The sequence below is a fragment of the Paracoccus sp. S-4012 genome (genome assembly GCF_009674885.1).
GTDB lineage: Bacteria > Pseudomonadota > Alphaproteobacteria > Rhodobacterales > Rhodobacteraceae > Paracoccus.
Window position 1 is genome coordinate 231,755 of record NZ_WKKA01000006.1, and the last position, 23,139, is coordinate 254,893.

At 69.6% G+C, this 23,139-nt stretch carries 23 protein-coding genes, 1 tRNA gene and 1 pseudogene; 18 read left to right on the forward strand and 7 right to left on the reverse strand.

The window, feature by feature from the left end:
- Positions 1 to 7: 7 nt before the first annotated feature.
- Together GI374_RS10495 and GI374_RS10500 are read right to left on the reverse strand one after the other, a co-directional pair.
- Positions 8 to 256, reverse strand: a complete 249-nt coding sequence (locus tag GI374_RS10495) for a hypothetical protein (protein WP_154337013.1) — start codon at positions 254 to 256, stop codon at positions 8 to 10.
- Between the two features lie 194 nt (positions 257 to 450).
- Positions 451 to 1,287, reverse strand: coding sequence for a universal stress protein (locus GI374_RS10500; RefSeq protein WP_154337014.1), 837 nt, complete (start codon positions 1,285 to 1,287; stop codon positions 451 to 453).
- Between the two features lie 217 nt (positions 1,288 to 1,504).
- Here GI374_RS10500 and ccoN point away from each other — a divergent pair, with 217 nt between their 5' ends.
- The 8 genes from ccoN (at position 1,505) to ccoS (ending at position 9,673) form a co-directional block, all read left to right on the forward strand.
- On the forward strand, positions 1,505 to 3,115 hold the full coding sequence (gene ccoN, locus GI374_RS10505) for a cytochrome-c oxidase, cbb3-type subunit I (RefSeq protein WP_154337015.1): 1,611 nt from the start codon (positions 1,505 to 1,507) through the stop codon (positions 3,113 to 3,115).
- A gap of 12 nt (positions 3,116 to 3,127) precedes the next feature.
- The gene (gene ccoO, locus GI374_RS10510; RefSeq protein WP_154337016.1) at positions 3,128 to 3,853 is read left to right on the forward strand and encodes a cytochrome-c oxidase, cbb3-type subunit II; all 726 of its coding nucleotides are present in this window, start codon (positions 3,128 to 3,130) and stop codon (positions 3,851 to 3,853) included.
- A 12-nt stretch (positions 3,854 to 3,865) separates the two neighbouring features.
- Positions 3,866 to 4,054 (forward strand): cbb3-type cytochrome c oxidase subunit 3, encoded by a 189-nt coding sequence (locus GI374_RS10515; protein ID WP_154337017.1) that lies wholly within the window; start codon positions 3,866 to 3,868, stop codon positions 4,052 to 4,054.
- A gap of 263 nt (positions 4,055 to 4,317) precedes the next feature.
- Positions 4,318 to 5,172, forward strand: a complete 855-nt coding sequence (ccoP, locus tag GI374_RS10520) for a cytochrome-c oxidase, cbb3-type subunit III (protein ID WP_370515276.1) — start codon at positions 4,318 to 4,320, stop codon at positions 5,170 to 5,172.
- A gap of 203 nt (positions 5,173 to 5,375) precedes the next feature.
- Entirely contained in the window at positions 5,376 to 6,857 is a 1,482-nt protein-coding gene (gene ccoG / locus GI374_RS10525; RefSeq protein ID WP_154337019.1) for a cytochrome c oxidase accessory protein CcoG, read from the forward strand.
- Complete coding sequence (locus tag GI374_RS10530) at positions 6,850 to 7,311, forward strand: FixH family protein (RefSeq protein ID WP_154337020.1); 462 nt, start codon at positions 6,850 to 6,852, stop codon at positions 7,309 to 7,311. Before ccoG ends, GI374_RS10530 begins: the two co-directional genes overlap by 8 nt.
- Positions 7,308 to 9,512 carry a heavy metal translocating P-type ATPase gene (locus GI374_RS10535; RefSeq protein ID WP_154337021.1) on the forward strand — a complete coding sequence of 735 codons (2,205 nt, stop codon included), beginning with the start codon at positions 7,308 to 7,310 and terminating at the stop codon, positions 9,510 to 9,512. The genes GI374_RS10530 and GI374_RS10535 overlap by 4 nt, the downstream gene beginning before the upstream one ends.
- A complete protein-coding gene (gene ccoS / locus GI374_RS10540) occupies positions 9,512 to 9,673 on the forward strand; it encodes a cbb3-type cytochrome oxidase assembly protein CcoS (protein ID WP_154337022.1) in 162 nt (53 codons plus the stop codon). Before GI374_RS10535 ends, ccoS begins: the two co-directional genes overlap by 1 nt.
- Before the next feature lie 59 nt (positions 9,674 to 9,732).
- On the opposite strand, the gene GI374_RS10545 is transcribed toward ccoS, so the two are convergent.
- Positions 9,733 to 11,286, reverse strand: coding sequence for a D-alanyl-D-alanine carboxypeptidase family protein (locus tag GI374_RS10545; RefSeq protein ID WP_154337023.1), 1,554 nt, complete (start codon positions 11,284 to 11,286; stop codon positions 9,733 to 9,735).
- Positions 11,287 to 11,557: 271 nt separating this feature from the next.
- Between GI374_RS10545 and clpS the strand changes: the two genes are divergently transcribed.
- Entirely contained in the window at positions 11,558 to 11,875 is a 318-nt protein-coding gene (gene clpS / locus GI374_RS10550; RefSeq protein WP_154337024.1) for an ATP-dependent Clp protease adapter ClpS, read from the forward strand.
- Positions 11,872 to 12,864, forward strand: coding sequence for a class I SAM-dependent methyltransferase (locus GI374_RS10555; RefSeq protein ID WP_370515272.1), 993 nt, complete (start codon positions 11,872 to 11,874; stop codon positions 12,862 to 12,864). The genes clpS and GI374_RS10555 overlap by 4 nt, the downstream gene beginning before the upstream one ends.
- Here the strand turns inward: GI374_RS10555 and GI374_RS10560 are convergent.
- Together GI374_RS10560 and GI374_RS10565 are read right to left on the reverse strand one after the other, a co-directional pair.
- Complete coding sequence (locus GI374_RS10560) at positions 12,861 to 13,766, reverse strand: DMT family transporter (RefSeq protein WP_370515277.1); 906 nt, start codon at positions 13,764 to 13,766, stop codon at positions 12,861 to 12,863. The two genes, GI374_RS10555 and GI374_RS10560, sit on opposite strands and share 4 nt — an antisense overlap.
- A complete protein-coding gene (locus GI374_RS10565) occupies positions 13,733 to 14,146 on the reverse strand; it encodes a hypothetical protein (protein ID WP_154337026.1) in 414 nt (137 codons plus the stop codon). Before GI374_RS10565 ends, GI374_RS10560 begins: the two co-directional genes overlap by 34 nt.
- Before the next feature lie 126 nt (positions 14,147 to 14,272).
- On the opposite strand from GI374_RS10565, the gene hemF reads away from it, so the two are divergent.
- The gene (hemF, locus tag GI374_RS10570) at positions 14,273 to 15,148 is read left to right on the forward strand and encodes an oxygen-dependent coproporphyrinogen oxidase (RefSeq protein WP_154337061.1); all 876 of its coding nucleotides are present in this window, start codon (positions 14,273 to 14,275) and stop codon (positions 15,146 to 15,148) included.
- A 1-nt stretch (position 15,149) separates the two neighbouring features.
- Here the strand turns inward: hemF and GI374_RS10575 are convergent, their stop codons facing one another.
- Positions 15,150 to 16,487, reverse strand: coding sequence for an ATP-binding protein (locus tag GI374_RS10575; RefSeq protein WP_370515278.1), 1,338 nt, complete (start codon positions 16,485 to 16,487; stop codon positions 15,150 to 15,152).
- 64 nt (positions 16,488 to 16,551) lie between these two features.
- On the opposite strand from GI374_RS10575, the gene GI374_RS10580 reads away from it, so the two are divergent.
- From GI374_RS10580 to cutA, 5 genes and pseudogenes are all read left to right on the forward strand, one after another.
- Positions 16,552 to 17,403 (forward strand): MBL fold metallo-hydrolase, encoded by an 852-nt coding sequence (locus GI374_RS10580; protein WP_154337028.1) that lies wholly within the window; start codon positions 16,552 to 16,554, stop codon positions 17,401 to 17,403.
- A 60-nt stretch (positions 17,404 to 17,463) separates the two neighbouring features.
- Positions 17,464 to 17,538 (forward strand) — tRNA-Asn (locus GI374_RS10585).
- Positions 17,539 to 17,679: 141 nt separating this feature from the next.
- A pseudogene (locus tag GI374_RS19815) lies at positions 17,680 to 17,829 on the forward strand (DUF6538 domain-containing protein); the annotation flags it as partial.
- A complete protein-coding gene (locus tag GI374_RS10590) occupies positions 17,830 to 19,560 on the forward strand; it encodes a site-specific integrase (protein WP_154337029.1) in 1,731 nt (576 codons plus the stop codon).
- 144 nt (positions 19,561 to 19,704) lie between these two features.
- Positions 19,705 to 20,037, forward strand: coding sequence for a divalent-cation tolerance protein CutA (gene cutA, locus GI374_RS10595; protein ID WP_229583070.1), 333 nt, complete (start codon positions 19,705 to 19,707; stop codon positions 20,035 to 20,037).
- Positions 20,038 to 20,073: 36 nt separating this feature from the next.
- Here the strand turns inward: cutA and GI374_RS10600 are convergent, their stop codons facing one another.
- Positions 20,074 to 20,976 carry a DUF3320 domain-containing protein gene (locus GI374_RS10600; protein WP_195759897.1) on the reverse strand — a complete coding sequence of 301 codons (903 nt, stop codon included), beginning with the start codon at positions 20,974 to 20,976 and terminating at the stop codon, positions 20,074 to 20,076.
- Positions 20,977 to 21,411: 435 nt separating this feature from the next.
- On the opposite strand from GI374_RS10600, the gene GI374_RS10605 reads away from it, so the two are divergent.
- Both GI374_RS10605 and GI374_RS10610 read left to right on the forward strand, forming a co-directional pair.
- Positions 21,412 to 21,768, forward strand: coding sequence for a hypothetical protein (locus GI374_RS10605; protein WP_154337031.1), 357 nt, complete (start codon positions 21,412 to 21,414; stop codon positions 21,766 to 21,768).
- Positions 21,762 to 23,060 (forward strand): hypothetical protein, encoded by a 1,299-nt coding sequence (locus GI374_RS10610; RefSeq protein WP_154337032.1) that lies wholly within the window; start codon positions 21,762 to 21,764, stop codon positions 23,058 to 23,060. The genes GI374_RS10605 and GI374_RS10610 overlap by 7 nt, the downstream gene beginning before the upstream one ends.
- Positions 23,061 to 23,139: the final 79 nt, after the last annotated feature.

Sequence of the window (23,139 nt, forward strand, 5' to 3'; positions counted from 1 at the left end):
CCCCGGCTCACCAGCCGGCGGCGTAGGCGATCAGCATGAAGAAGATCAGCGCCGTCGCGATCAGCCCGACGATGTTCAGCGCCGCCAGCCCGAAGAGCCAGGTGACGACCGCGACCAGCACGATCACCATGACCACGATGCCGATGAGATAGGCGGCGATCATGAACTCGCGCTTGGTCTGCATCTCGGCATCGCCAGTCAGCGCCGCGCCGATCGCCTCGGGGACGCCGATTTCCTGTTCCGTGTCGCGGGTCATGGCCTTACTCCGTCTGCAGCTTCCATCTGTGTGCCACGGCCGCGACGGGCGCTGCAAGCGCGCCGCGGGCGCCGCGATGTCGCAGATCCGGCACCGCGCGGTCGAAGAACCGCTGCCGGTCGTCACGCGTCCGCGCCCGGTTCCGTGCGGGCGCGGACCCCTCAGCGCGTCGTGGCCGCCCCGCGGGCGGGGCCTCACCGCGCCATCAGCACCGGCACGGTTGCGTTCTCGAGCATGTTGCGCGTCGCGCCGCCGAGGATCGCCTCGCGGAAGCGCGAATGCCCGTAGGCGCCCATGACCACCATGCTGGCGCCGGTCTCCAGCACGCGGCGGTTCAGGATCTCGCTGATTCGCGGCATGGTGCGGGCGAGGACCGCGATCTCGGCCCGCGCGCCGTGGCGGGTCAGCCACTGGCAGAGGGGGCCGCCGGGGTCGGAGCGTTCGGCGGCGCGGGGCGAGGGGTCGATCACGGTGATCTCGACCGCCTCGGCGCGGACCAGCATCGGCAGCGCCCGGCGCACCGCCTCCAGGGCCTCGTTGCTCTGGTTCCAGCCGACGATCACGCGGCGGTCGAAATCCTCGGGCAGGCCGCTTTCGGGAACGATCAGGACCGGGCAGCTGCCCTCGAACATGGCCGCCTCGACCACCGCCTCGGCCTCGGCCGCGGCACCCCGGCCGTAGGGCTTGGCCTGCACCGCGAGGTCGGCGAAGCGCGCCCGCATCCCGATCAGGGACGAGATGCCGCCGATCTGCGCCACGGCCGATTCCACCGACCAGCGGATGGCCTCGCCCTTGAGCCTGTCGCGCACCGTCTTCTCGAGGCGGGATGCGGTCTCCATCGCGCGGTCGATCGATTCCTGGAACACATAGGCCGAGGCGCCGGCGTAGTAGTAGCCGGTCTGGGTGTGGTCGACGCCGAGGCAGAAGACCTCGAGATGCGCGTCCTCGCGCCTGGCGAGCATCGCCGCGGCGTCGAGCTGGCCGAGCTGGGACTCGCCGGCGAGGACGGTAAGGATGGTCTTGTAGGCCATGGGGCACCTTCCATTCGCGGCCGGGGTGCGGGACTGCGACAGATCGTCCGGCCTTTGCTGAAGCTAGCCTTTCTCCTGCATGATGAGGTTGACCGAGATCAAGGTTTTCGGCCACCTGACGGGAGTAGTCGCAGCCATCCGGCGCCCTCGCCCTTCCGCCCTGCACGGGGCGGGGGAGAACGGGGGTTCTCCGGCACGGGAAAGGGACGGGACACCTATGCGGGACAGCATCAAGCTGATCGCCCTCGGGCTGGCGGCGCTCTGTGCGGCCATCGCCGCGAACTACGGGCGCGATCTGGCCTATACGGTCAACATGGTCACGGTCATGCTGGCGGCGGGGCTGGCCTTCATCGTCGTTCTGCGCCGCATGGAGGAGCCCCGCGTGGCCCCCGAGGTGCTGGAGCGCGAGTATCTCGATGGCGTGGTCCGCTACGGCGTGATCGCCACCGCTGGCTGGGGCGTCGTCGGCTTCCTCGTCGGCGTCATCATCGCCTTCCAGCTGGCCTTCCCGGCGCTGAACTTCAGCGACGCGTTCCATGGCTACACCAACTTCGGCAAGCTGCGGCCGCTGCACACCTCGGCGGTGATCTTCGCCTTCGGCGGCAACGCGCTGATCGCAACGTCGTTCTACGTCGTCCAGCGGACCTCGGCCGCGCGGCTCTGGGGCGGCAATCTCGCCTGGTTCGTGTTCTGGGGCTACAATCTCTTCATCGTGCTGGCCGCCACCGGCTACATCCTCGGCGCGACGCATTCGAAGGAATACGCCGAGCCGGAATGGCATGTGGACATCTGGCTGACGATCGTCTGGGTGGCCTATCTGCTGGTGTTCCTCGGCACGATCATGAAGCGGCGCGAGCCGCATATCTACGTCGCCAACTGGTTCTATCTCAGCTTCATCGTGACCATCGCGATGCTGCACATCATCAACAACCTGTCGGTTCCGGTCAGCATCTTCGGCTCGAAGTCGGTGCAGCTCTTCGGCGGCGTGCAGGACGCGATGACGCAGTGGTGGTATGGCCACAACGCGGTCGGCTTCTTCCTGACCGCCGGGTTCCTCGGGATGATGTACTACTTCATCCCCAAGCAGGCCGAGCGTCCGGTCTACAGCTACAAGCTCTCGATCATCCACTTCTGGGCGCTGATCTTCCTCTACATCTGGGCTGGTCCGCACCACCTGCACTACACCGCGCTGCCGGAATGGGCCGCGACGCTGGGCATGGTGTTCTCGATCATGCTGTGGATGCCGTCCTGGGGCGGCATGATCAACGGGCTGATGACCCTCTCGGGCGCCTGGGACAAGCTGCGGACGGACCCGGTGATCCGCATGATGGTGGTGGCCGTGGGCTTCTACGGCATGGCGACCTTCGAGGGGCCGATGATGTCGATCAAGGCGGTGAACTCGCTCTCGCATTACACGGACTGGACCATCGGCCACGTCCATTCCGGCGCGCTCGGCTGGAACGGGATGATCACCTTCGGCGCGCTCTACTACCTGACACCGCGCCTCTGGGGCCGCGACCGGCTCTACTCGCTCAGCCTCGTCAGCTGGCACTTCTGGCTCGCGACCATCGGCATCGTCCTCTACGCCTCGTCGATGTGGGTCTCGGGCATCATGGAGGGGCTGATGTGGCGCGAGGTGGACAGCCAAGGCTTCCTCGTGAACGCCTTCTCCGACGCGGTGGCCGCGAAGTTCCCGATGAACGTGGTGCGCGGTCTCGGCGGGGTGCTGTTCCTCGCCGGCGGGGTCATCATGTGCTACAACCTTTGGGCGACCGTCGCCCGCCAGCCGCGCCGCGCCTCGATGGCCGCCGCTGTTCCGGCCGAGTGAGGAGCGTCATCCATGTCCCTGCTTGAGCATCACAAGATCATCGAGAAGAACGCCACGCTGCTGCTGGTGTTCAGCTTCCTCGTGGTCACGGTCGGCGGCATCGTGCAGATCACGCCCCTCTTCTACCTCGAGAACACCATCGAGGAGGTCGAGGGGGTGCGCCCCTACACGCCGCTGGAGCTGACCGGGCGGGACATCTACGTGCGCGAGGGCTGCTACACCTGCCACAGCCAGATGATCCGCCCCATGCGCGATGAGGTCGAGCGTTACGGCCATTACAGCCTCGCGGCCGAATCGATGTATGACCATCCGTTCCAGTGGGGCAGCAAGCGCACCGGCCCGGACCTCGCCCGCGTCGGCGGCCGCTACTCGGACGAGTGGCACATCGACCACCTCGTCAACCCGCAGTCCGTCGTGCCGGAATCGATCATGCCGGCCTATGGCTTCCTGCGACAACGGCTGATCCAGCCGACCTATATCGAGGACCGGATCACCGCCGATCAGTGGGTGGGCGTGCCCTATACCGACGAGATGAAGGCCGCCGCCGCGGCAGACTTCGTGGCCCAGGCCGATCCCTTCGGGGACGTGGCGGGGCTGCAGGAGCGCTATCCCGGCGCGCAGGCGCGGAACTGGGACCGCCAGCCGGGCATCTCGGAAATGGACGCGCTGATCGCCTATCTGCAGGTGCTGGGCACGATGGTCGATTTCACGACCTTCGAGCCGGACCCGACCCGCTAGGGGGGCGCGGCGATGGAGCGCTACAGCTTCCTGCGAACCCTGGCCGACAGCTGGGTCCTGCTGATCCTCTTCCTGATCTTCATCGGGGTGGTGGTCTGGGTCTTCCGCCCCGGCTCGCGCCGCAAGCATCGCGACGCGGCCGAGAGCATCTTTCGCAACGAGAACCGGCCGGCGCCGGACAGCGACAACGAGGGGCGATGATGGCCGACAGTGACGACCCCAAGGGCCCCGCCGATCCCGAGAACCGCATCGGGGGCGAGCCGGTCAAGGACCCCCATACCAGCCCCGCGAGCCCCGAGAACCGCATCGATGTCGAGCGGCAGGCGGTGGACCGCGAGGCAATCGCGGACGGCATCCGCCACCCGCTGACCCCCGCCGCCGACGAGGCCGACGAGGGGGCGCCGCTGAACGTTCCGCCGCCCCGGCAGGCCCGCAAGACAGTCCGCTCGCGCGCCGGGCAGAAAGTGGTCGAGGTCCAGTCCACCGGCCACAGCTGGGACGGGATCGAGGAATACGACAACCCGCTGCCCCGCTGGTGGCTCTGGACCTTCTACGCCACGGTCGTCTGGGCCTTCGCCTACACGATCTTCTATCCCGCCTGGCCGCTCGTCACGCGGGCCACGCAGGGATTGCTCAACACCACGACGCGGGCCGAAGTCGCGGCCGACATCGCCGCCTTCAACGCCCAGAACGCGCCCTTCGAGGACCGGCTGGTACAGGTCTCGCTGCAGGAGATCCCGACCGACCCGGAACTGGCGAACTTCACCAATAACGCCGGCGCCGCGATCTTCCGCACCTGGTGCGCGCAGTGCCACGGCTCGGGCGCGGCGGGGGCGCGGGGCTATCCGAACCTTCTCGACAACGAATGGCTCTGGGGCGGCACGCTGGAGGACATCCACTACACCGTCAGCCACGGCATCCGCAGCCCCGACGATCCCGACACCCGCTATTCCGAGATGCCGCGCTTCGGCATTGACGGCCTGCTCGAGCCCGAGCAGATCACCCAGGTGGCGCATTTCGTGCTGTCGATCGCGGACTCGCCTTCCAGCACCCCGGACCCGGCGCTGGCCGCGGCGGGCCGCGTGATCTTCGAGGAGAACTGCACCGCCTGCCATGGCGAGGACGCGACCGGCGACGAGTTCCAGGGCGCGCCGAACCTGACCGACGCGATCTGGCTCTACGGCTCGGACCTCGGCTCGGTCGAGCGGCTGATCCATGACGGCCCCTTCGGCGTCATGCCCTCCTGGACCTCGCGCCTGACCGAGGCCGAGATCCGCTCGGTCACGGCCTATGTCCACGGGCTCGGCGGAGGGGAATGAACTGACGCGGCGTCGGGGCGCGACCTGCGCCCCGCCGCCACGCGCCTTGCATCGCGCCCTGTCCATGCGACAATGCGTTCCATGCCGGGGCGGTCGCGGATTTCCTAAGTTGGAGGCCATCACCTGCGACGGCTGCGGCAGCTGACCGCCGGCGCCGCCTGCGCCGCCCCCGCTCCACCGGCGGCCCGTGCCGAGGAACCCGCATGACCACGACCACCGAGATCGAACCGCCGAAACTCTATTCCGCGCATGAGCCGGTGTTCCCGCGCCGGGTCGAGGGCAAGTTTCGCAACCTGAAATGGGTCGTCATGGCCCTGACCCTCGGCATCTACTACGTCACGCCGTGGATCAGGTGGGATCGCGGCCCCGGCATGCCCGACCAGGCGGTGCTGGTGGACCTCGCCAGCCGCCGCTTCTTTTTCTTCACGATCGAGATCTGGCCGCACGAGTTCTACTTCGTCGCCGGCCTGCTGATCATGGCGGGCCTTGGCCTGTTCCTCTTCACCGCGGCGCTCGGGCGGGTCTGGTGCGGCTACATGTGCCCGCAGACTGTCTGGACCGACCTGTTCCTGCTGACCGAGCGCTGGATCGAGGGCGACCGCAACGCGCGCCTGCGCCTCTGGAACGCGCCCTGGGACGCGCGCAAGATCCGGCTGCGGGTCGAGAAATGGACCATCTGGCTCATCATCGGCGTGCTGACCGGCGGCGCCTGGGTGTTCTACTTCACCGACGCGCCGACGCTGCTGCGCGACCTGCTGCTGGGGCAGGCGCATCCGATCGCCTACACCACCATCGCCATCATGACCGCCACCACCTTCCTCTTCGGCGGCTTCATGCGCGAGCAGATCTGCATCTACGCCTGCCCCTGGCCGCGCATCCAGGCCGCGATGATGGACGAGGACACGCTGACCGTCGCCTATCGCGAGTGGCGCGGCGAGCCGCGCGGCAAGATCGCCCGCGGCGAGGCCACCAAGTCCGACGACCCGCCCGGCGAGAAAGGCGACTGCATCGACTGCCTCGCCTGCGTCAACGTCTGCCCGATGGGCATCGACATCCGCGAGGGCCAGCAGCTCGAATGCATCACCTGCGCGCTCTGCATCGACGCCTGCGACGACGTCATGGCACGGATCGGCAAGCCGCGCGGGCTGATCGACTACATGGCGCTCAGGGACGAGGCGGCCGAGCGGCTCGAGAGCCGGCCGGCGCGCGAACTCTGGCGGCATGTCATGCGGCCGCGGGTGCTGCTCTATTTCGGGCTCTGGTCGGCCATCGGCGTGGCGCTGCTCGTGGCACTGCTGCTGCGCTCGCCCTACGACCTGAACGTGACGCCGATCCGCAACCCGCTTTACGTGACGCTCGCCGACGGCTCGATCCGCAACACCTACGAGCTTCGGCTCCGCAACAAGCAGGGCGTCGAGCAGCCCTTCGCCATCGGCGTGGAGGATCCCTCGGGCGCCCCGCTGCCGGGCGTCACGCTGACGCTGGAAGGGCAGGCGACCAACATCGTGAACGCTCCGGCCGACGAGACGCTGTCGCAGCGCATCTATCTCACCGCCGAGCCGGGCTCGCCGCTGGCCACCGGCGGGCAGACCGGGATTGAGCTGATGATCGAGGACCAGGCGAGCGGCAGGCAGGCGCGAGTGGACAGCGTGTTCCACGGTGCGGGAGGAGGACAGGATGGGTGAGCTGACCGGGCGCAAGGTGCTTCTCATCACGCTGGCCGCCTTCGGCACCATAATCGGCGTGAACCTGACGCTGGCCTTTAACGCCGTGCGGACCTTCCCCGGCCTCGAGGTCGCCAGCAGCTACGTCGCCTCGCAGCGCTTCGACCGTGAGAGGGCGGCGCAGGACGCGCTCGGCTGGCGGGCCTCGGCCAGCCATGAGCGCGGCGTGCTGACCCTGGCGATCCGGGACGCGTCGGGCGCGCCCGCGCGGCTGCGGCACCTGGCGGTGACGGTCGGGCGGCCCACCCATGTCCGCGAGGACCAGAGCCTGCCGATGCAGTATCACGGCGGCCTCTGGACCGCGCACGCGGAGCTCGGCCCCGGCCTCTGGAACGTGCATGTGACGGCCGAGGCGACCGATGGCACCGCCTTCCGGCAGCGCCTCGACCATCTGCGGGTGAGGGACCGGGGTTGACGGATCTTTCGACCGACGCGCGCCTGACCGGCCCCCGCCTCGCCGCCTGTCCCGCCTGCGACGTGGCCCCGCTCGCGGCCCGTCAGGCGGCGTCGGCGCGGGCGCAGCCCCGCGGCGATGTCATCCTGTCGCTGCCGACGATCCACTGCGCCGCCTGCATCGCCGATGTCGAGCGCGCGCTGAAGGCGATGCCCGGCGTCCGCAGCGCGCGGGTCAACCTGACGCTCCGCCGCGTCACGATCGACGCGCCCGGCATGGAAGCCGAGGCGCTGATCCCGGTCCTCGACGCCGCCGGCTACGAGGCGCATGAGCTCGATCCCGGCGCGCTCAGCGCCACTGCCGCCGACCGGCAGGGGCGCGACATCCTGATGCGGATCGGCGTCGCCGGCTTCGCGATGATGAACGTGATGATCCTCGCGGTGTCGGTCTGGTCCGGGGCCGAAGACGCCACGCGCGACCTGTTCCACTGGATCCAGGCCGCGATCGCGCTGCCGACCATCGCCTTTTCAGGCCAGCCGTTCTTCAAGTCGGCCTGGCGGGCGCTGCGCGCGGGCCGCCTCAACATGGACGTGCCGATCTCGCTGGCGCTGATCCTCGCCTCGGGAATCTCGCTCTACGAGACATGGCAGGGCGGCGACACGGCCTGGTTCGACGGCGTCGTGATGCTCTGCTTCTTCCTGCTGATCGGGCGCTACCTCGACTACCGCTCGCGCGCCGTCGCGCGCTCGGCCGCCGAGGAACTGACCGCATTGGAGGTGCCGCGCGCGACACGGCTCGAGGGCGGGGCCGAGGCGGTCGTGCCGGTGGCCGAACTCGGCCCCGGCGACCTGATCCTCGTGCGCCCCGGCGGCCGCATCCCCGCGGATGGGACCGTGGCGGAGGGGATGAGCGAGGTGGACCGCTCGCTGCTGACCGGCGAGACGATTCCGGTGGTCGCCGGGCCGGGCATGGCCCTCTCGGCCGGGGAGGTTAACCTCACCGGCCCGTTGACCCTGCGCGTCAGCACCGCCGGGCGCGACACGACGCTGTCGCGGCTGACCGAACTGGTCGCCAGTGCCGAATCCGCCCGCACCCGCTACACCACGCTGGCCGAGCGCGCCTCGCGCCTCTACGCGCCGGTGGTGCATCTGGTGGCCTTCACGACCTTCCTCGGCTGGCTTGCGGGGACCGGCGACGTCCGCCTCGCCATCAACATCGCCGCGGCGGTCCTCATCATCACCTGTCCCTGCGCCCTCGGGCTCGCGGTCCCGGCGGTGGTCACGGTCGCCTCCGGGCGGCTGTTCCGGCGCGGGCTGCTCATCAAGGACGGCACCGCGCTCGAGCGGCTGGCCGAGGCGCGGGTCGCGGTGTTCGACAAGACCGGCACCCTGACGCTCGGCACGCCTCGCCTCGCTGACCCCGAGGCGCTGCCCGAGGCGGCGCGGCCGGTGGCGCGGGCGCTGGCCGGGGCGTCGTCGCATCCGCTGTCCCGCGCGCTCGCCGCGGCGCTTGGGGACGTCGTCCCCGCGCCGGTCGAGGAACTGCGCGAGGTTCCGGGCCGCGGCGTCGAGGGTTTCTGGCAGGGACGCCGCGTGCGCCTCGGCCGGGCCGACTGGCTCGGGGTCGAGGACGAGGGGCATGAGCAGGCGAGCTGGCTCTCGCTGGGGCAGGGGGTGCCGATCCGGCTGGCGTTCCACGACAGCCTGCGCCCCGGCGCCGAGGAGGCGGTCGCGGGCCTGCGCGCCGCCGGGATGCGGGTGATCCTGCTCTCGGGCGACGGTCCCGGCCCGGTCGGCGACATCGCCGCCCGGCTTGGCATCGCGGAATGGCAGGCCGGCATTGACCCCGAGGGCAAGGCCGCAGTCATTCGCCGCCTGCAGGCCGAGGGCGCGGGCAGCGTGCTGATGGTCGGCGACGGGCTGAACGACACCGTGGCGCTCGCCGCCGCCGACGTGGCGATCTCGCCCGCCTCGGCGCTCGACGCCGCCCGCGCGGCCTCCGACATCGTGCTCATCGGCCGCGACCTCGCGCCAGTGGCCGACGGGGTCACGACCGCCCGCGCCTCGCGCAACCGCATCCGCGAGAACTTCGGCATCTCCTTCGGCTACAACATCATCGCTGTGCCGATCGCCATTCTCGGCTTCGCCACGCCGCTGATGGCGGCGCTCGCCATGTCGCTGAGCTCGATCACCGTCACGCTCAACGCGCTCAGGCTGCGTTGATGGAGGTGCTGGTCTTCCTGATCCCGGTCTCGCTCGCCCTCGGCGGGCTCGGCCTCGCCGGCTTCATCTGGTCGCTCAGGAACCGCCAGTATGACGATCCCAAGGGCGATGCCGAGCGGGTGCTGAACACCGAATTCGACGAGCGCCCGCCCCAGGACTGACCCCAACGAAACGCCCCGGCCGGGGCCGGGGCGTTTTCAGGCCGTCACGGCGCGGCCGTTCAGGGCACGATCACCGTGCAGTCCTGCGCCCGCGCACCCAGCTTGCCGCAGGCGAGTTCGGCCTCGCTCCGGGTGAGGTTCACGAACCGGGCGTCGAAGCCGCGCCGGGTGTCGTCCCCGCGGCTCCGGGCTGTTTTGAGCGCCTCGGTCTCGCGCAGCGCGGTCTGCAGCAGCAGTTGCTCGGCCTCGCTCTGGGAGCGGAAGAGGCCGAGCGTGACGGCATAGTCCCGCGTCTCCACGGGCATCGCGGCAGCGACGATGGTCGCCTCGCCAGCGGGCGCCTTGAAGAGCGACGCCGCGTCGGCGCCGCGCCGGGGCGGACGGGCGTCCCCGGCCGAAGCGGCAGCCGCCGGGGCGGGGGCCTCCGTTGCCGGCCCGACCTCGGCGATCGAGCCTTCGGGCCGGGCGGCGGGCCGGCGGCTCTCGAGCAGGCTGTTGCGCAGCGCGTCGCCCACCGCCGCGGCCACCGGATCGGGGCTGGGCGCGGGCCGCGCGGCGCGGACCGACTGGGCCACGGCCTCGGCCACCGGCTCGGCGCCGGCCACCGCGACCAGGCGTGGCGCCGGTTCGGGCCGCGCCGCCATGGCCTCGCGCAGCGCCTGCGAGAGATCGAGCGCCGGGGCCGCCGTCGACGCCGCTGCGACCGCGCGCGGGGCCGGCGGCGCGGCCGCCTGCACGGCCGCGCGGCGGACCACCTGGGGCTTCACGATCACCGTTTGCGGCCGCACCTCGGCCACCCGCGCGGGCGCCCGGCCAAAGCCCATATCCAGCAGCTCGCCCATGATCTTGTTGCGCTGCGCCGTCGAGGCGCCGCCCATCACGGTCGCCATGATCCGCTTCTGCCCGCGCTGCGCCGAAGCCGTCAGGTTGAACCCCGCGGCGCGCGTGTAGCCGGTCTTGATCCCGTCCGCGCCCGGATAGTCGTCGAGGAAGCGGCGGTTGGTGCTGGCGACCGTGGCGATCCCCGCATCGGCACTGCGCCGCGAGAAGAGGTTGTAATATTGAGGGAAATCGTAGAACAGGTGCCGGCCGAGCGTGGTCATGTCCTTCGCGGTCGAGTAATGCCCCTCCTGCGTCAGGCCATGCGCGTTGCGGAACTGGCTGTGCGTCATGCCGAGCGCCCTGGCGGTCGCCGTCATCTGCGCCGCGAACTGCGCCTCGGACCCGCCGATGCCTTCGGCGATGGCGGTGGCGGCGTCGTTGGCGGATTTGATCGCCGCGGCACGCATCAGGTAGCGCAGCTCGATCTGCTGGCCCGCGCGCAAGCCGAGCCGCGAGGGTGGCTCGTTGGCGGCGTTGCTTGAGACGGTAAAGCGCGAGTCGAGCCGCACCCGCCCCTGCTCCACCGCCGCGAAGGCGAGATAGAGCGTCATCATCTTGGTGAGCGACGCCGGATGCAGCGGCGTGTTCGCGTTCTGCTCGTGGATCTTCTGGCCGGTGCGGCCATCCATCACATAGGCGGCAAACGGCGCCGCCTGGACGATCCCGCCCGCGAGGCACGCGGTCGCCGCCACGATCCCCAGCAGGCCCGCCCGGACCTTTCGCATGTTCATCACTGTCCCCGGTCTCTTGCTGCCCAGCGTGACCGCGTTCTCTCTGGCACGGCCTTCGTTAACGAAGAGACAATAGCACGCACTCTACCGGGGCGAAACTTTCAATTTCGCTGCATCCTGCGGTTTCGCGCACCGCACCGGCCCTAGTGGCCCGCCGCGGGCCTTCCATCCGCCGGGCCGTGTCCTATATTGGTCGCGTCCCCTTGCGTCGTTGTCCCGAGGCCCGCGTCTGTCCATGCATCTCCCCCCGTTCCCTCCCGGCGATCGCCTGATGGCCGGTCCCCCGGACGACCGGGAGGATGTCGAACTCGGCGTCAAGACGAAGCCCAAGACGCAGCGCCCTCCGATGTACAAGGTGCTGCTTCTTAACGATGATTTCACGCCGATGGAATTCGTCGTGCATGTGCTGGAGCGTCTGTTCGCGATGTCGCATGCGCAGGCGATCGAGATCATGCTGACCGTCCACCGCAGGGGCATCGCGGTCGTCGGCGTCTTCAGCCACGAGGTCGCCGAGACCAAGGTCATGCAGGTGATGGAGCTGGCGCGCCGCCAGCAGCACCCGCTGCAATGCACCATGGAAAAGGAGTGAGGCCGCCCGGCGACCGGCTGGAGCTGGCCTTTCCCGCGCCACCCGAAGGGCGGACGCTGCTTGTCGGTGCGCCCGCGGACCTGCCCTCGGGCCGCTTCGATTCTGCCCGCAGCGTCGCGGTCCAGACCGATGCCGCCGCCCATGCGGCGCTCATGCGGCGGGGCTTCGCGGTCGAGACGGCGGTGCCGGAGGGGCACTTCGACGGCGCGGTCGTGTTCCTGCCCCGCGCCCGCGCCGCCGCCCGCGCGCGGATCGCCGCCGCGGCCGCGACGCTCGCGCCCAGGGCGGAGCTCTGGGTTGACGGGCAGAAGACCGATGGCGTCGAGGCGATGCTGCGCGAATTGCGCGGGCTTGGCCCGGTGGGCGAGATCCTGACCCGCGCGCATGGCAAGCTCTTTGCGGTGACGGTGCCCGAGGGCGACTGGCTGCCCGCCGACTGGGCCGCTGTGACGCGGGAGGTCGCGCCCGGTTTCGTGACGCGGCCGGGCGTGTTCTCGGCCGATGGCCCCGATCCGGGCTCGATGCTGCTGGCCGCGGCGCTGCCGCCGCGGATGCCGTCGCGGGTGGTGGACCTCGGCGCGGGCTGGGGCTGGCTCGCGGCGCAGGTGCTCGCCCGCGAGGGCGTGACCGAGTTGCATCTCGTGGAATCCGATCACGACGCGCTCGCCTGCGCCCGCGAGAATATCCGCGACCCCCGCGCCCGGTTCCACTGGGCCGACGCCACCGGCTTCCGCCTGCCCGAGCCGGTGAACGGCGTCGTCATGAACCCGCCGTTCCACGAAGGCCGCGCCGCCACCCCGCGCCTCGGGGCGGCCTTCATCGCGGCGGCGGCGGGGATGCTGACGCAGGCCGGGCGGCTCTGGATGGTCGCCAACCGGCACCTGCCCTACGAGGCGGAGCTTGGCCGGCATTTCGCGCGGGTGGAGGAGTTCGGCGGCGACAGCCGCTACAAGCTCCTGACCGCCACGGGTGCGAAGCGGCGGCGCTAGACCGTGCGCAGCAGCAGCGCGATCCCGGCGACGATCAGCCCCATTCCGATCAACTGTCGCGCCGTCATCGTCTCGGCGAACATACGGCGTGAGACCACGGCGGCGAGCGGCACCTCGATCAGCGCGAGGGTGCGGACATTGGCGGCGGGGGTGAGCGCGAAGGCGAGGAACCACAGCTGCGAGGCGGCGGCGCCGAGGAAGCCCGCGCTGAAGGAGTCGCGCAGGCGCAGGCGGATCGCGGCGAAGGCGGCCCGGCCGGGGTGCAGGAACCAGAACCCGAAGGCCGCCGCCTGAAGGCCGAGGGTGAGGCAGAGCATCAGGCTTGCGCGGATCAGCGCCGAGCCGGACGGCAGCGCCACGATCCCGGCCCGGAAAGCCAGAGCCGAGAGGCCGAAGAGGGCGCCGGAGGCGACGCCGATCAGGATCGCGGCCCGACTCGCCCGGCGCCACTCAGTGCCCGAGGCGAGCAGCACTCCCGCCACGGCGAGGGCGATCGCCGCCAGCCGCAGCGGCCCGAGCGGCTCGGCCACGAAGACGGCGGCGAGCAGCGCCAGGCTGGCCGGTTCGGTCTTGATGAGCGCGGTGGCGACGCCGAATCCCTGCACCTCCATCGAGCGCAGCATCAACGCCGTGCCGCCGATCTGCGCCGCGGCGCCGAGGACGGCCCAGCCCCAGACCTCGGGCGCCGGCACCGGCGGCGCGCCGGTCAACAGGGCGATCACGGCAAGAAAGATCAGCGCGAAGGGCAGGCCGAAGACGAAGCGCACCGCGGTCGCGCCCATTGTGCCGGCCTCGGACACCAGCCCCCTCTGGGCGGCGTTGCGGGCGGTCTGGGTCAGCGAGGCGAGGAGGGAGGCGATGACCCAGGTCAGGCGTCGGCCTCGGGATAAGCCACACGGCAGGCCCGCACCGCAGCCTCGGCGCCCGGCTGCAGCGCCGCGAGGCGCGACTGCAGGTTGTCGCGCTTGCGGGACTCGGAGGCGGGGTCGATGGGCACGCGGTAACGCTCGATCTCGGTCACCCGGCGGGGGCAGGGCACGCTGATGACCTGCGCGTTGCCGTCGCGGTCGCGCACCACGCGCGGGCAGTCGGCCCATTCGGTGGTGGTGTAGGGCCGCTCGTCCCAGGCGTAGCCGCGCGCGAGATTGCCCTCCACCTCGCCGAGCAGGCGGGCCACGGTTCGATACTCCGACGTGTTGCGCGAGATGCACTGCTGCTGCGGGGTGCCGCAGGCGGCGAGCAGGCCAAGCACGAGGAAGGCGGCGACGGAGTTGCGGGTCATGGGGGCGAGCCCTATCTCGGGTTGGCGGCGGCAATGGTAGAACGGCCAAATCGCGCGGTCCACTCACGAAACGGGACGGGCATGAACGATCAGCAGGCAGTGACGGGCGCGGTGGCGCCGGAGGCGATGGCGGCGGCGCGGGCCGAGGCGGCGGCATGGTTCCGCAGCCTGCGCGACCGCATCACCGAGGCCTTCGAGGCGCTCGAGGACGAGGCCGTCCGCTGCACCGTGCAGGGCGACGCCCCCGCGGGCCGCTTCGAAGTGACGCCCACGACCCGCGGCGGCACGGGCGAAGGCGGCGGCGGGATCATGTCGGTGATGCGCGGTGGCCGCGTCTTCGAGAAGGTCGGCGTCAACTGGTCCGAGGTGCATGGCGAGCTCGGCCCGCAGGCGCAGGCGGCGATGGCCGCGCGCGGCGTGCCGGGGATCGAGGCCGATCCGCGCTTCTGGGCCTCGGGGATCAGCCTCGTCGCGCATATGCAGAACCCGCACGCGCCCGCGGTCCACATGAACACGCGCATGTTCTGGACCCCCGGCGCCTGGTGGTTCGGCGGCGGCGCCGACCTCAACCCCTGCTGCGAATACGGCGAGGACACCACGCATTTCCACACCACCCTGCGCGCCGCCTGCGACCGGCACGACGAGGACTACTATCCCCGCTTCAAGGAATGGGCAGACGAGTATTTCTACATCCCCCACCGCCGCCGCGCGCGCGGCGTGGGCGGCATCTTCTACGACGACCTGAACAGCGGCGACTGGGAGGCCGACTTCGCCTTCACCCGCGATGTGGGCGCGGCCTTCCTGCCCGCCTTCCTGCCGCTGGCCCGCCGCCGCATGGGGCAGGGCTGGACCGACGACGACCGCGACGCGCAGCTGGTCCATCGCGGCCTCTATGCCGAATACAACCTCGTCTACGACCGCGGCACGAAGTTCGGCCTTGCCACCGCGCATGACCCCGACGCGGTGCTGATGAGCCTGCCGCCGCTGGCGAAATGGGCCTGACCTAGCGCGGGATCACGATCTCCGCCTTGAGCCCGCCCAGCCGCTGGCTCTCGCCCAGCCGCAGATGCCCGCCATGCGCCCGCGCGCTGTCGAGCGCGATCGAGAGGCCGAGGCCGACGCCCTGGCCGCGGTCCTGGTTGCGCGCCGGATCGAGCCGGGTGAAGGCCTTGAGCGCCTCCTCGCGCTGGCTCGCGGGGATGCCGGGGCCGTCGTCCTCGACGGTGACCCTCAGCGCGCGGGGGGTCAGGGCGGCCTCGACCTCGGCGCGGTTGCCGTAACGCACGGCGTTGGCGATCAGGTTTTCCACCGCCCGGCGCAGCGCCTCGGGGCGAAAGGCGGCAAGCTCCTCGGGGTCGCCCTCGAGCGCGGCGAGCGTCACCGGCTGTCCCGCGCGCCGGCCATCCTCGACCAGGGTGGCGATGAAGGGCAGGGGGGCCAGCCGCTGCGGCTCGCCCTCCTGCGCGTCGCTGCGGGCGAAGTCGAGGAAGGCGTCCACGAGGGCGTTCATGTCGTCCACGTCCCGCTCCATGGCCGCGATCTCGTCCGGGTCGGGCGGCTCGGCCGGGTCGAGCATCGAGAGGCCGAGGCGCAGGCGCGTGAGGGGCGTGCGCAGGTCGTGGCTCACACCGGAGAGCATCAGCGTGCGCTGCTCGATCTGCCGTTCGATCCGGGCCCGCATGTCGACAAACGCGGCGCCTGCCTTGCGGATCTCGGTCGCCCCGGCGAGGCGGTAGGGGACCGAACGCCCCTTGCCGAACGCCTCCGCCGCGCGGGCGAGGCGGCGGATCGGCCGCAGCTGGTTGCGCAGGAAGATCGACGCGATGACGGTCGTCAGCAGCGCCGAGAACAGCATCAGCACCAGAAGCTGATGCGGGTTCGAGGCGCTCACGCGGGTGCGGTCGAATGCGATCTGGACCGGGCCGTGACGGGTCTCGAGGACCATGCGCACGCGCCGCTTGTCGGCGAGGTCCACCGCCAGGACGCCCGGCACGCGCGCGCGGATCTCCTGGGCCACGATCCGGCCCGAGAAATCGATGCCCTCGCGCCCCTCCGACAGGTCCCGCGCCGGCGCCTCGACCGCGAGGTCCAGCGGCCCCGTGACCCCGTTCGCCGAGTCGAGTCCTGCGGCCAGTGTCGGCGCCGCCTCGATCATCCCCGCGACCAGCCGCACCTCATGCGCCATACTGGAGGTCATCTGCCGCGTCACCCGGTCGAAATGCCGCTGCAGGAACATGACCGAGACGACCAGCGTCACCACGATCACGGGCAGCACCAGAATCAGCGACGCCCGCCCGTAGAGGCCGCGCGGCATGAGCCGCTTGAGCCAGTCCAGTGAGATCCGCGACATTGCAACCGCCTCCGCATGCCGCGTAAGGCTAGGCGCGGGCTGCGGGGGAGGGAAGATGCTGAGGGTTCTGCGCGCGAACAACCCCTCGCCGCTGACCGGGCCGGGGACCAACACCTGGCTGCTCGGCCGGCGGCAGATTGCGGTGATCGACCCCGGCCCCGACGACCCGGCTCATGTGGCCGCGATCCTCGAGGCGGTGCGCGGGGCGGAGGTCACGGCGATCGTCGTGACCCACGCGCATCTCGACCATTCTGCCGCCGTGCCAGCTCTGGCGGCGGCGACCGGCGCGCCGGTCATGGGGTTCGGCGCACCGACCGCCGGCCGCTCGCCTGTGATGGCGCGGCTCGCGGCCGAGGGGCTGGCCGGCGGCGGCGAGGGGCTTGACGCGGGCTTCACCCCCGACCGCAGGCTGGCGGATGGCGACGCGATCGAGAGCGGCGAGTGGCGGCTGACCGCGCTCTGGACGCCCGGCCACTTCGGCGGCCATCTGGCGTTCCGCTGGGATCGCAGCCTTTTTGTCGGCGACCTCGTGCTCGGCTGGGCCACGACGCTGATCTCGCCCCCCGACGGCGACCTCACCGACTACATGCGCTCGCTCGAGCGCCTCGCTGGCCTGTCGCTGGACCGCTTCCTGCCCGGCCACGGCAACCCGATCGAGGATCCCGCCGCGCGGCTGTCCTTCCTCGCCGCCCACCGCCGCGCCCGCACCGCCGAACTCCTCGCCGCCCTTCGCGACGGCCCCGCCGATCCGGCGACCCTCGCGCGCCGCATCTACGACGTCGCGCCAGAAATCCTGCCGGCGGCGACGCGGAACGTCTTTGCCCATCTGGTCGCGCTGGAAGCCCTCGGCGCGGTTGCCTCCGAAGGCCCCGTCTCCCCCACCGCCCGCTTCGCGCTCGCGGGCTGAAAAAGGACAGCACGGCCCCTTGCCCGCCCCGGCGGCGGTTGCTATACGCGCCCCCGGTGTTCCGGCGTAGCTCAGCGGTAGAGCAGTTGACTGTTAATCAATTGGTCGTAGGTTCGATCCCTACCGCCGGAGCCAACAACTTGCCTAACTCATTGATATAGCCGAGTTCTTCTAGATCTGGGTTCGGTGTGTCGCACAGGAGTGTCACACCGTCTGCCGGATCGGACAGCCACCCTCCCCGCCTGTTCGGAGGTGGTCGTGGTTGCTCAACTTCACATGTTCCGGCGCGGGGACGTCTATCACTGGCGGCGTCGCCTTCCTGCACGGTCGGCAAAAAAAAACTGCATCCTCCAGTTGTCGATGAGGACCACAGATCGTTCGCAAGCGTGTATCGTCGCCCGGAGGCTGACTTCCGAGAGCGACCGCATGTTTGACCGCATCATCAAGAATGACCTGACCCCTGATGAAGCCCGCGCCTGGCTGCGCCACGTCGTCACGGAGGAGCTCACCCGCATCCAGGGCAACCGTGCCATCCTGCTGGCGGACGGCGGCGCGGACTCCCGGGTGGACTGGCCCCATGGGGAAGCGTGGAGGATCCTGGCACGGAACGGACCCGGCGCGCGCTTGACCGCTGCCGAGCGCAACCGGCTCCAGGCGGAAGGTCGCGACGATGATGACCTGGAGAACCTCGACGTTGTTCTTACCATGTTGCGGCGAGACCTCCGTAGCGAGTCCCGGAGGCTGAGAATCGGACGCGCGTTCCGCGAACTGATCGGAACCGATCACGAGCTTGGCGCGGTGGCGTTCCTGGCGTTGAGGAAGCTCTTCGCCGACGGCAAGGCAGCGGCCTGGACCGCGGCGCCTCCTGATCAGGGCCTTGACGTCGCGATAGAACTGGCCAGCAGCATCGCCGACGAGATGACAAAACGTGGCCGCGCGGTCTGGTTGACACCGGAACCGAGCGAGCAGCCGAGGCCGCGAGCCACCGAGACGGTCTCGCCTGAGCCGCCAGTCGTGGAGCCTGCGCGGACGGAGGCCACCTCGGTCCCAGAATGTGCTCCGGCCACAGAAGAAACCCAATACGATCCATCGATTCCCTCGGTCATCGCGCGCCTCGTCGAGCAAAAGAGGCGTGAACACGTATCTCCGGTTACCCTGCGGCAGTATGAGACGTTCTCGGAACTGTTCTCGACAATCACAGGGGTGACGGACACCCGCGCAATCAGGCAGTCGCACGCTGCTCGGTTCCGGGATGTGCTTCAGCAAATGCCCAAGAGCTGGGGCAAGAGCCCTCGGGATCGTGGGGTGTCGGTGCAGGAAATGCTCAGGCGTGCGGAAAGCCTGCCGCGTCATCAGGTCGGGCTCTCTGTTGGAACGATCAATCGGCATCTCGAGCATCTTGCCCTGATGCTGTCTTTCGCGGCCGACCTGGGCATCGCCGTCAACGAAAAGGTCAACCCCGGCAAGTTGCGTCTCAAGGACAGCGTTCGGGACCGCGACAAGCGGGCCAGTTCCCGTGTGGATGAACTGAAGCAGCTGTTCCAGCACACTGTGTGGCAAGGATGCCGCTCGCTTTCCCGGCGCAATCATCCTAGGGCTGTTGTCATCAGGGACGGCCTCTACTGGGTGCCGGTTCTCGCAGCCTTCACCGGAGCCCGCCGCGAGGAGCTTGCGGCGCTTTCCGCCGCAGACGTCAAGGAGGAGGGCGGAATCACGTTCATTCATATCACCGAGAATGCGAACCGGGGATTGAAGACGTTGGCGTCGGACCGGCAGGTTCCGCTGCACCGGCGTCTGATCGAACTCGGGTTTCTCGAGCATGTTCGGAAATCCCGCGGCGGCGACCTGTTTCCGGAGTTGCGACCCAAGAGGCGAGACGAGAGTGAGCCAGGGAACAAGAAGTTCGGAGACAGGTTGTGGTATGCATTCGATCAAGCGCTGTCGAAGTCCCTGGATGGCAACCCTCGAAATCTCTCGCTTCATTCGATGCGCCACTACGTCAAGGATCAGCTGGAGTTCCACACCACCATCCCCGCAAGGGTTCGTCTCGATCTGATGGGCCACGAAGGCAATGACCTTCACAGTCGAGTATACGGAGATCCAAGCCCGCTCTCCGAGTTGAAGGCGGCGATCGAAAAGCTCCCGGTGGTGATCTGAGACCTCGACGAATGTGCGGGCGGCGGCTGGTGGGGTCAAGGGCGGCTTGCGGTCGGCTATGTCGAAGGTCATACGCGTTCGGATAGCGTCCCAGCTGGGGCTGATCTTCTCTGCCGGCCGTGCGACCCTGATGGATGCATGCGGATGCAGGAGGATGCCTTGGCCATAGAAGTTCATACGACCACCGGAACGCGCGAGGAGGCGCGCAGGATCGCCAGGATGGCTGTCGAGCAGGGTCTCTGTGCCTGTGCGCATATCGATGAGATCGAGAGTGTCTATGCCTGGAAGGGGCAGGTCGAGAACGAGACCGAGTTCCGCCTCGTGATGAAATGCTCCAAGGCGGCTTCGGAGGCGTTGCAGACGCTGATCCTTGCCCATCATCCCTACGAGGAGCCGGCCATTGTCGTTCTCCCGATCATCGGCGGCAGCGAGAGCTACCTGTCCTGGATCGCGGCGAACTCTGACGGGTCCGGTTGATCTTGCGCTACACGTGCTGCGCCCGTCTTCTCGCGATCAGGCAGCCTGTGATTGTCGGCGATCTTCCGCAGCTTGATGGAGATCATCACCGATTGGCCACCACGCGAGGCATCCTTCGAGATACGCGCGGATGGCCGGCGTGAGGCGCCCGACACCTGCCAGCCGGGCGCATTCACGGGCCGGATCGACGGCATCCTTCAGCACAGCGGCGTTGCGGTCGAAGAGATCGGCGAGTTCATGGCGGGAAATCTCGCGGATGTCGCGGTCCGTTCCTGCGCGGAAGGTGATCCGAGAAGCGCGGGTTGCCGGCGCCCACACGAACGGGGTGCCGGCTTCGTCGTGACGTTCAGCAGCGCGGAGACAGGCATCGATGCGCGCCGAGATCAGCCCGCCCGCTCGGTGCCAACCATGGAGCCGGGCGACCTTCCGCCGCAGCAGCTCGAGAGGAAGCGGCCCATCAGTCTCGACGATCTCCGCGATGATCTGGGTGAGCCTGGTCGAGTAGTCATCCGAGAAGAAGTCGTTCTGCGAGACCCGGCTCGACGAACGACGTTCCGGACGCTCTACTGACACCGGAGGGCAGGGGCTGCTCTCGCCGGGGTCGTCTCGGAGCGTTGCCTGGTCGGGTGTCTCGGTGCCGCGGTAGCCTTCCCCCTCCAGGACAGCGCTGCCTCCGCCGTCCAGCATCGGCACCCGCATGACCCGCAGGGCCTCGCCGGCATTCCGAGCCGCCGAATAGAGGGCGACGAGCTTCCGCACATCCGCCCGGTGTTCCGGACGGATGTCGATCTCCATGCGGACGAGGCCCTCGGCGCGCTTGCGCTCCCGGGAGCGCTGGTTCGCGTGGCGCTTCCGGATCCTTGAGGTCAGACCGAAACGGCCGAGGCTCTCCTTCTCCCGGCGGGAAAGGCTGTTCCAGATCAGATCGTCGTCGTTCATGTGGCGCATCCCTCGAACCTGTCTTCCCGACATGCGCAGGGGGAGCGCGGGTCGCCAGACTCGATCGAGGGATATCCACAGTCTCGATCCGGGGCCGCTGGGCCGGGCCGCCCTCGTTCTCCCTGCTAATGCTCCGGTAGCCGGCAGTCAGCCATGGCAGGATGGCCCTTGTCGCGGTCGCCGGAAAGCTTTCGCTGCCAACGGGCCCTAGGACACCGGCAGGGATGCCCGAGTGGCTCTGGAGGATGCTCCGGGGTGTCTCCGGAGGGCCGTGACAGCAAGTCTCCGCGGCCGGTCACCAGAAAACTCCGGCGGCCGGGTTCGGATACGACCTGAAGACTGCCACATCGCTGCTGCGTGCGGTTTGGTTTTTTCATCAGGACCGCGGAGCCTGTCAGGGCCGGCAGTTCCGCTCCGGCGCGGAGCGTGGATCGAATGGCCCGGCCGAGGAAGACACCAGAGCGGAAGCGCCAGAAATGGGCGGTCCTGAACGTGACCCCGGCAGAGCGGGGCGCCATCGAGGAGGCTGCCGCGGCTGCGGGCCAGCCGACCGGGCGGTTCATCATCGCCCGCACGCTGTCGGGAACCTCTGTCGTCCGCGCAGACTGGCAGCAGAGTGTCGCATGGCTCGGCATCGCCGTCCGGCTGCTCGAGGAGATCGCCGCCGAGGTCAGGCAGCGGGCAGAGCCGATCGATGCGCTGCGTATCGCTCTCGACTTGCGCCGCGTCGAAGCGGCCCTGACGGAGCGGGTCCTGAGCTCCGCGGACGAGGCGGGCTCTGTCGAATGCTGATCTCCTTCTCGAAGCACACGGGCGCCGGGGAAGGGGCCGACGTCGGGCGCGCTCTGACCGCCTACATGGACGCGCCCGCCGTGGTGAAGACCTCGCCGGGCAGCAGGCGCCTCCTCGTGGCCCGGGACCCCGTGCCAGAAATCCTGCTCGGACGGGCTGACCTGCTGCGCGCATCGGTCCGCAACCTGCCCTTCGTCCACCGCTACAGTTCGGCCGTGCTGTCGTCTGCGCGAGACGACATCGAGGTGGCTGCCTTCAATAAGGGTGCCCCCGAACTCCGCTGGCAGGTCGATGCCGCCCTTCGCCTCTTCTTCGCGGTGTCGTTCGCCGGGCTTCCAGCAAGACATCAGCCGCCCGCCTATGTCACTACGCACACCCATACCGGCCGGCTGGAAGTGAACATCGCTGTATCGCGCGGTGTCCTGACGCCGCAAGGCGTGCTCCGCAGCATCAACCCGCATCCGCCGCGGCGCGGAAGCTCGGAACTCTGGGCGGCGCTGCAGGATACCCTGAACCTGCGCTTCGGATGGGCGGATCCCGGTGATCCGGCCCGGGCCCGCGAGCTCGTCCTGCCAGACTGGGAACTGAAGCAGGCGGCAGCAGCACGGGCCGGGCTTCCTCCCCAGCCCGACCTCCGGCAGGTGTTTCACGAGCGGATCCAGCGGGCGATCGCGGATCGTGCCGTGCCCGGACGCGCAGCGCTCCTGGAGATCCTTGCCGAGAAACGGGCCGAACTGGGGTTCTCGGTCGTCGCGACCTCCAGGCGCGCGATCACCGTTGCCGCGCCGGACTGCGGCCCGGAGCACCCTGTCCGGCTCGAGGGGCCCCTCTATCGCGCGACGGTCGGCACGGCCTTCTCCCAGCCGGGAGGGAAGGACATCGACCGGCTGAGGGCCGAGCGGATCCAGCAGATGCGCACCGCGCCGCCGCGGCTGCAACGCGCATGGGAGCAGCGCGCCCTCGAGAACCAGGCTCGCTTCGGCATTGGCGATGACGCCACGTTCTCCTGTGACTTCGAGGAGCTGCTCGGGGCCGTGCCGCCCCGGCCCGTTCTCATTCCCATGCGGCACCACCGCCTCACGGCCACCAGGGCGAGGCATCGCGCCGAAGGGACACCAACCCATGAAGTCGACGAGATTGTCTCCCATGGACCAGCTCCTGCTCGACACGGCCCACCGGATCGCGCCCGAGGGGAGGGCAGCGGCATGAACGCCTTCACCGCAATGGCCGCTCACGGGGCCGCGGTTAGCGTCCGCGCAGGTGGTGTAATTTCGCTGGCTCTGCCGGTGTAACCCGAGGTGGCCATCGAGGTGTATGGTCGAGGTGGAGTTTCGACGCTTCAACCACGGACCACAGGAGACCCCGATGACC

Bases quoted from the DNA above. Each gene is read 5' to 3' on its own strand.
- GI374_RS10605 (WP_154337031.1), top strand. From the start codon at position 21,412: ATGGCCCGGCCGAGGAAGACACCAGAGCGGAAGCGCCAGAAATGGGCG.
- GI374_RS10545 (WP_154337023.1), bottom strand. From the start codon at position 11,286: ATGAACATGCGAAAGGTCCGGGCGGGCCTGCTGGGGATCGTGGCGGCG.
- GI374_RS10580 (WP_154337028.1), top strand. From the start codon at position 16,552: ATGCTGAGGGTTCTGCGCGCGAACAACCCCTCGCCGCTGACCGGGCCG.
- ccoO (WP_154337016.1), top strand. From the start codon at position 3,128: ATGTCCCTGCTTGAGCATCACAAGATCATCGAGAAGAACGCCACGCTG.
- clpS (WP_154337024.1), top strand. From the start codon at position 11,558: ATGGCCGGTCCCCCGGACGACCGGGAGGATGTCGAACTCGGCGTCAAG.
- GI374_RS10500 (WP_154337014.1), bottom strand. From the start codon at position 1,287: ATGGCCTACAAGACCATCCTTACCGTCCTCGCCGGCGAGTCCCAGCTC.
- GI374_RS10600 (WP_195759897.1), bottom strand. From the start codon at position 20,976: ATGAACGACGACGATCTGATCTGGAACAGCCTTTCCCGCCGGGAGAAG.
- GI374_RS10530 (WP_154337020.1), top strand. From the start codon at position 6,850: ATGGGTGAGCTGACCGGGCGCAAGGTGCTTCTCATCACGCTGGCCGCC.
- cutA (WP_229583070.1), top strand. From the start codon at position 19,705: ATGCAGGAGGATGCCTTGGCCATAGAAGTTCATACGACCACCGGAACG.
- ccoS (WP_154337022.1), top strand. From the start codon at position 9,512: ATGGAGGTGCTGGTCTTCCTGATCCCGGTCTCGCTCGCCCTCGGCGGG.
- GI374_RS10610 (WP_154337032.1), top strand. From the start codon at position 21,762: ATGCTGATCTCCTTCTCGAAGCACACGGGCGCCGGGGAAGGGGCCGAC.
- ccoG (WP_154337019.1), top strand. From the start codon at position 5,376: ATGACCACGACCACCGAGATCGAACCGCCGAAACTCTATTCCGCGCAT.
- hemF (WP_154337061.1), top strand. From the start codon at position 14,273: ATGGCGGCGGCGCGGGCCGAGGCGGCGGCATGGTTCCGCAGCCTGCGC.
- GI374_RS10590 (WP_154337029.1), top strand. From the start codon at position 17,830: ATGTTTGACCGCATCATCAAGAATGACCTGACCCCTGATGAAGCCCGC.
- GI374_RS10495 (WP_154337013.1), bottom strand. From the start codon at position 256: ATGACCCGCGACACGGAACAGGAAATCGGCGTCCCCGAGGCGATCGGC.
- GI374_RS10565 (WP_154337026.1), bottom strand. From the start codon at position 14,146: ATGACCCGCAACTCCGTCGCCGCCTTCCTCGTGCTTGGCCTGCTCGCC.
- GI374_RS10515 (WP_154337017.1), top strand. From the start codon at position 3,866: ATGGAGCGCTACAGCTTCCTGCGAACCCTGGCCGACAGCTGGGTCCTG.
- ccoN (WP_154337015.1), top strand. From the start codon at position 1,505: ATGCGGGACAGCATCAAGCTGATCGCCCTCGGGCTGGCGGCGCTCTGT.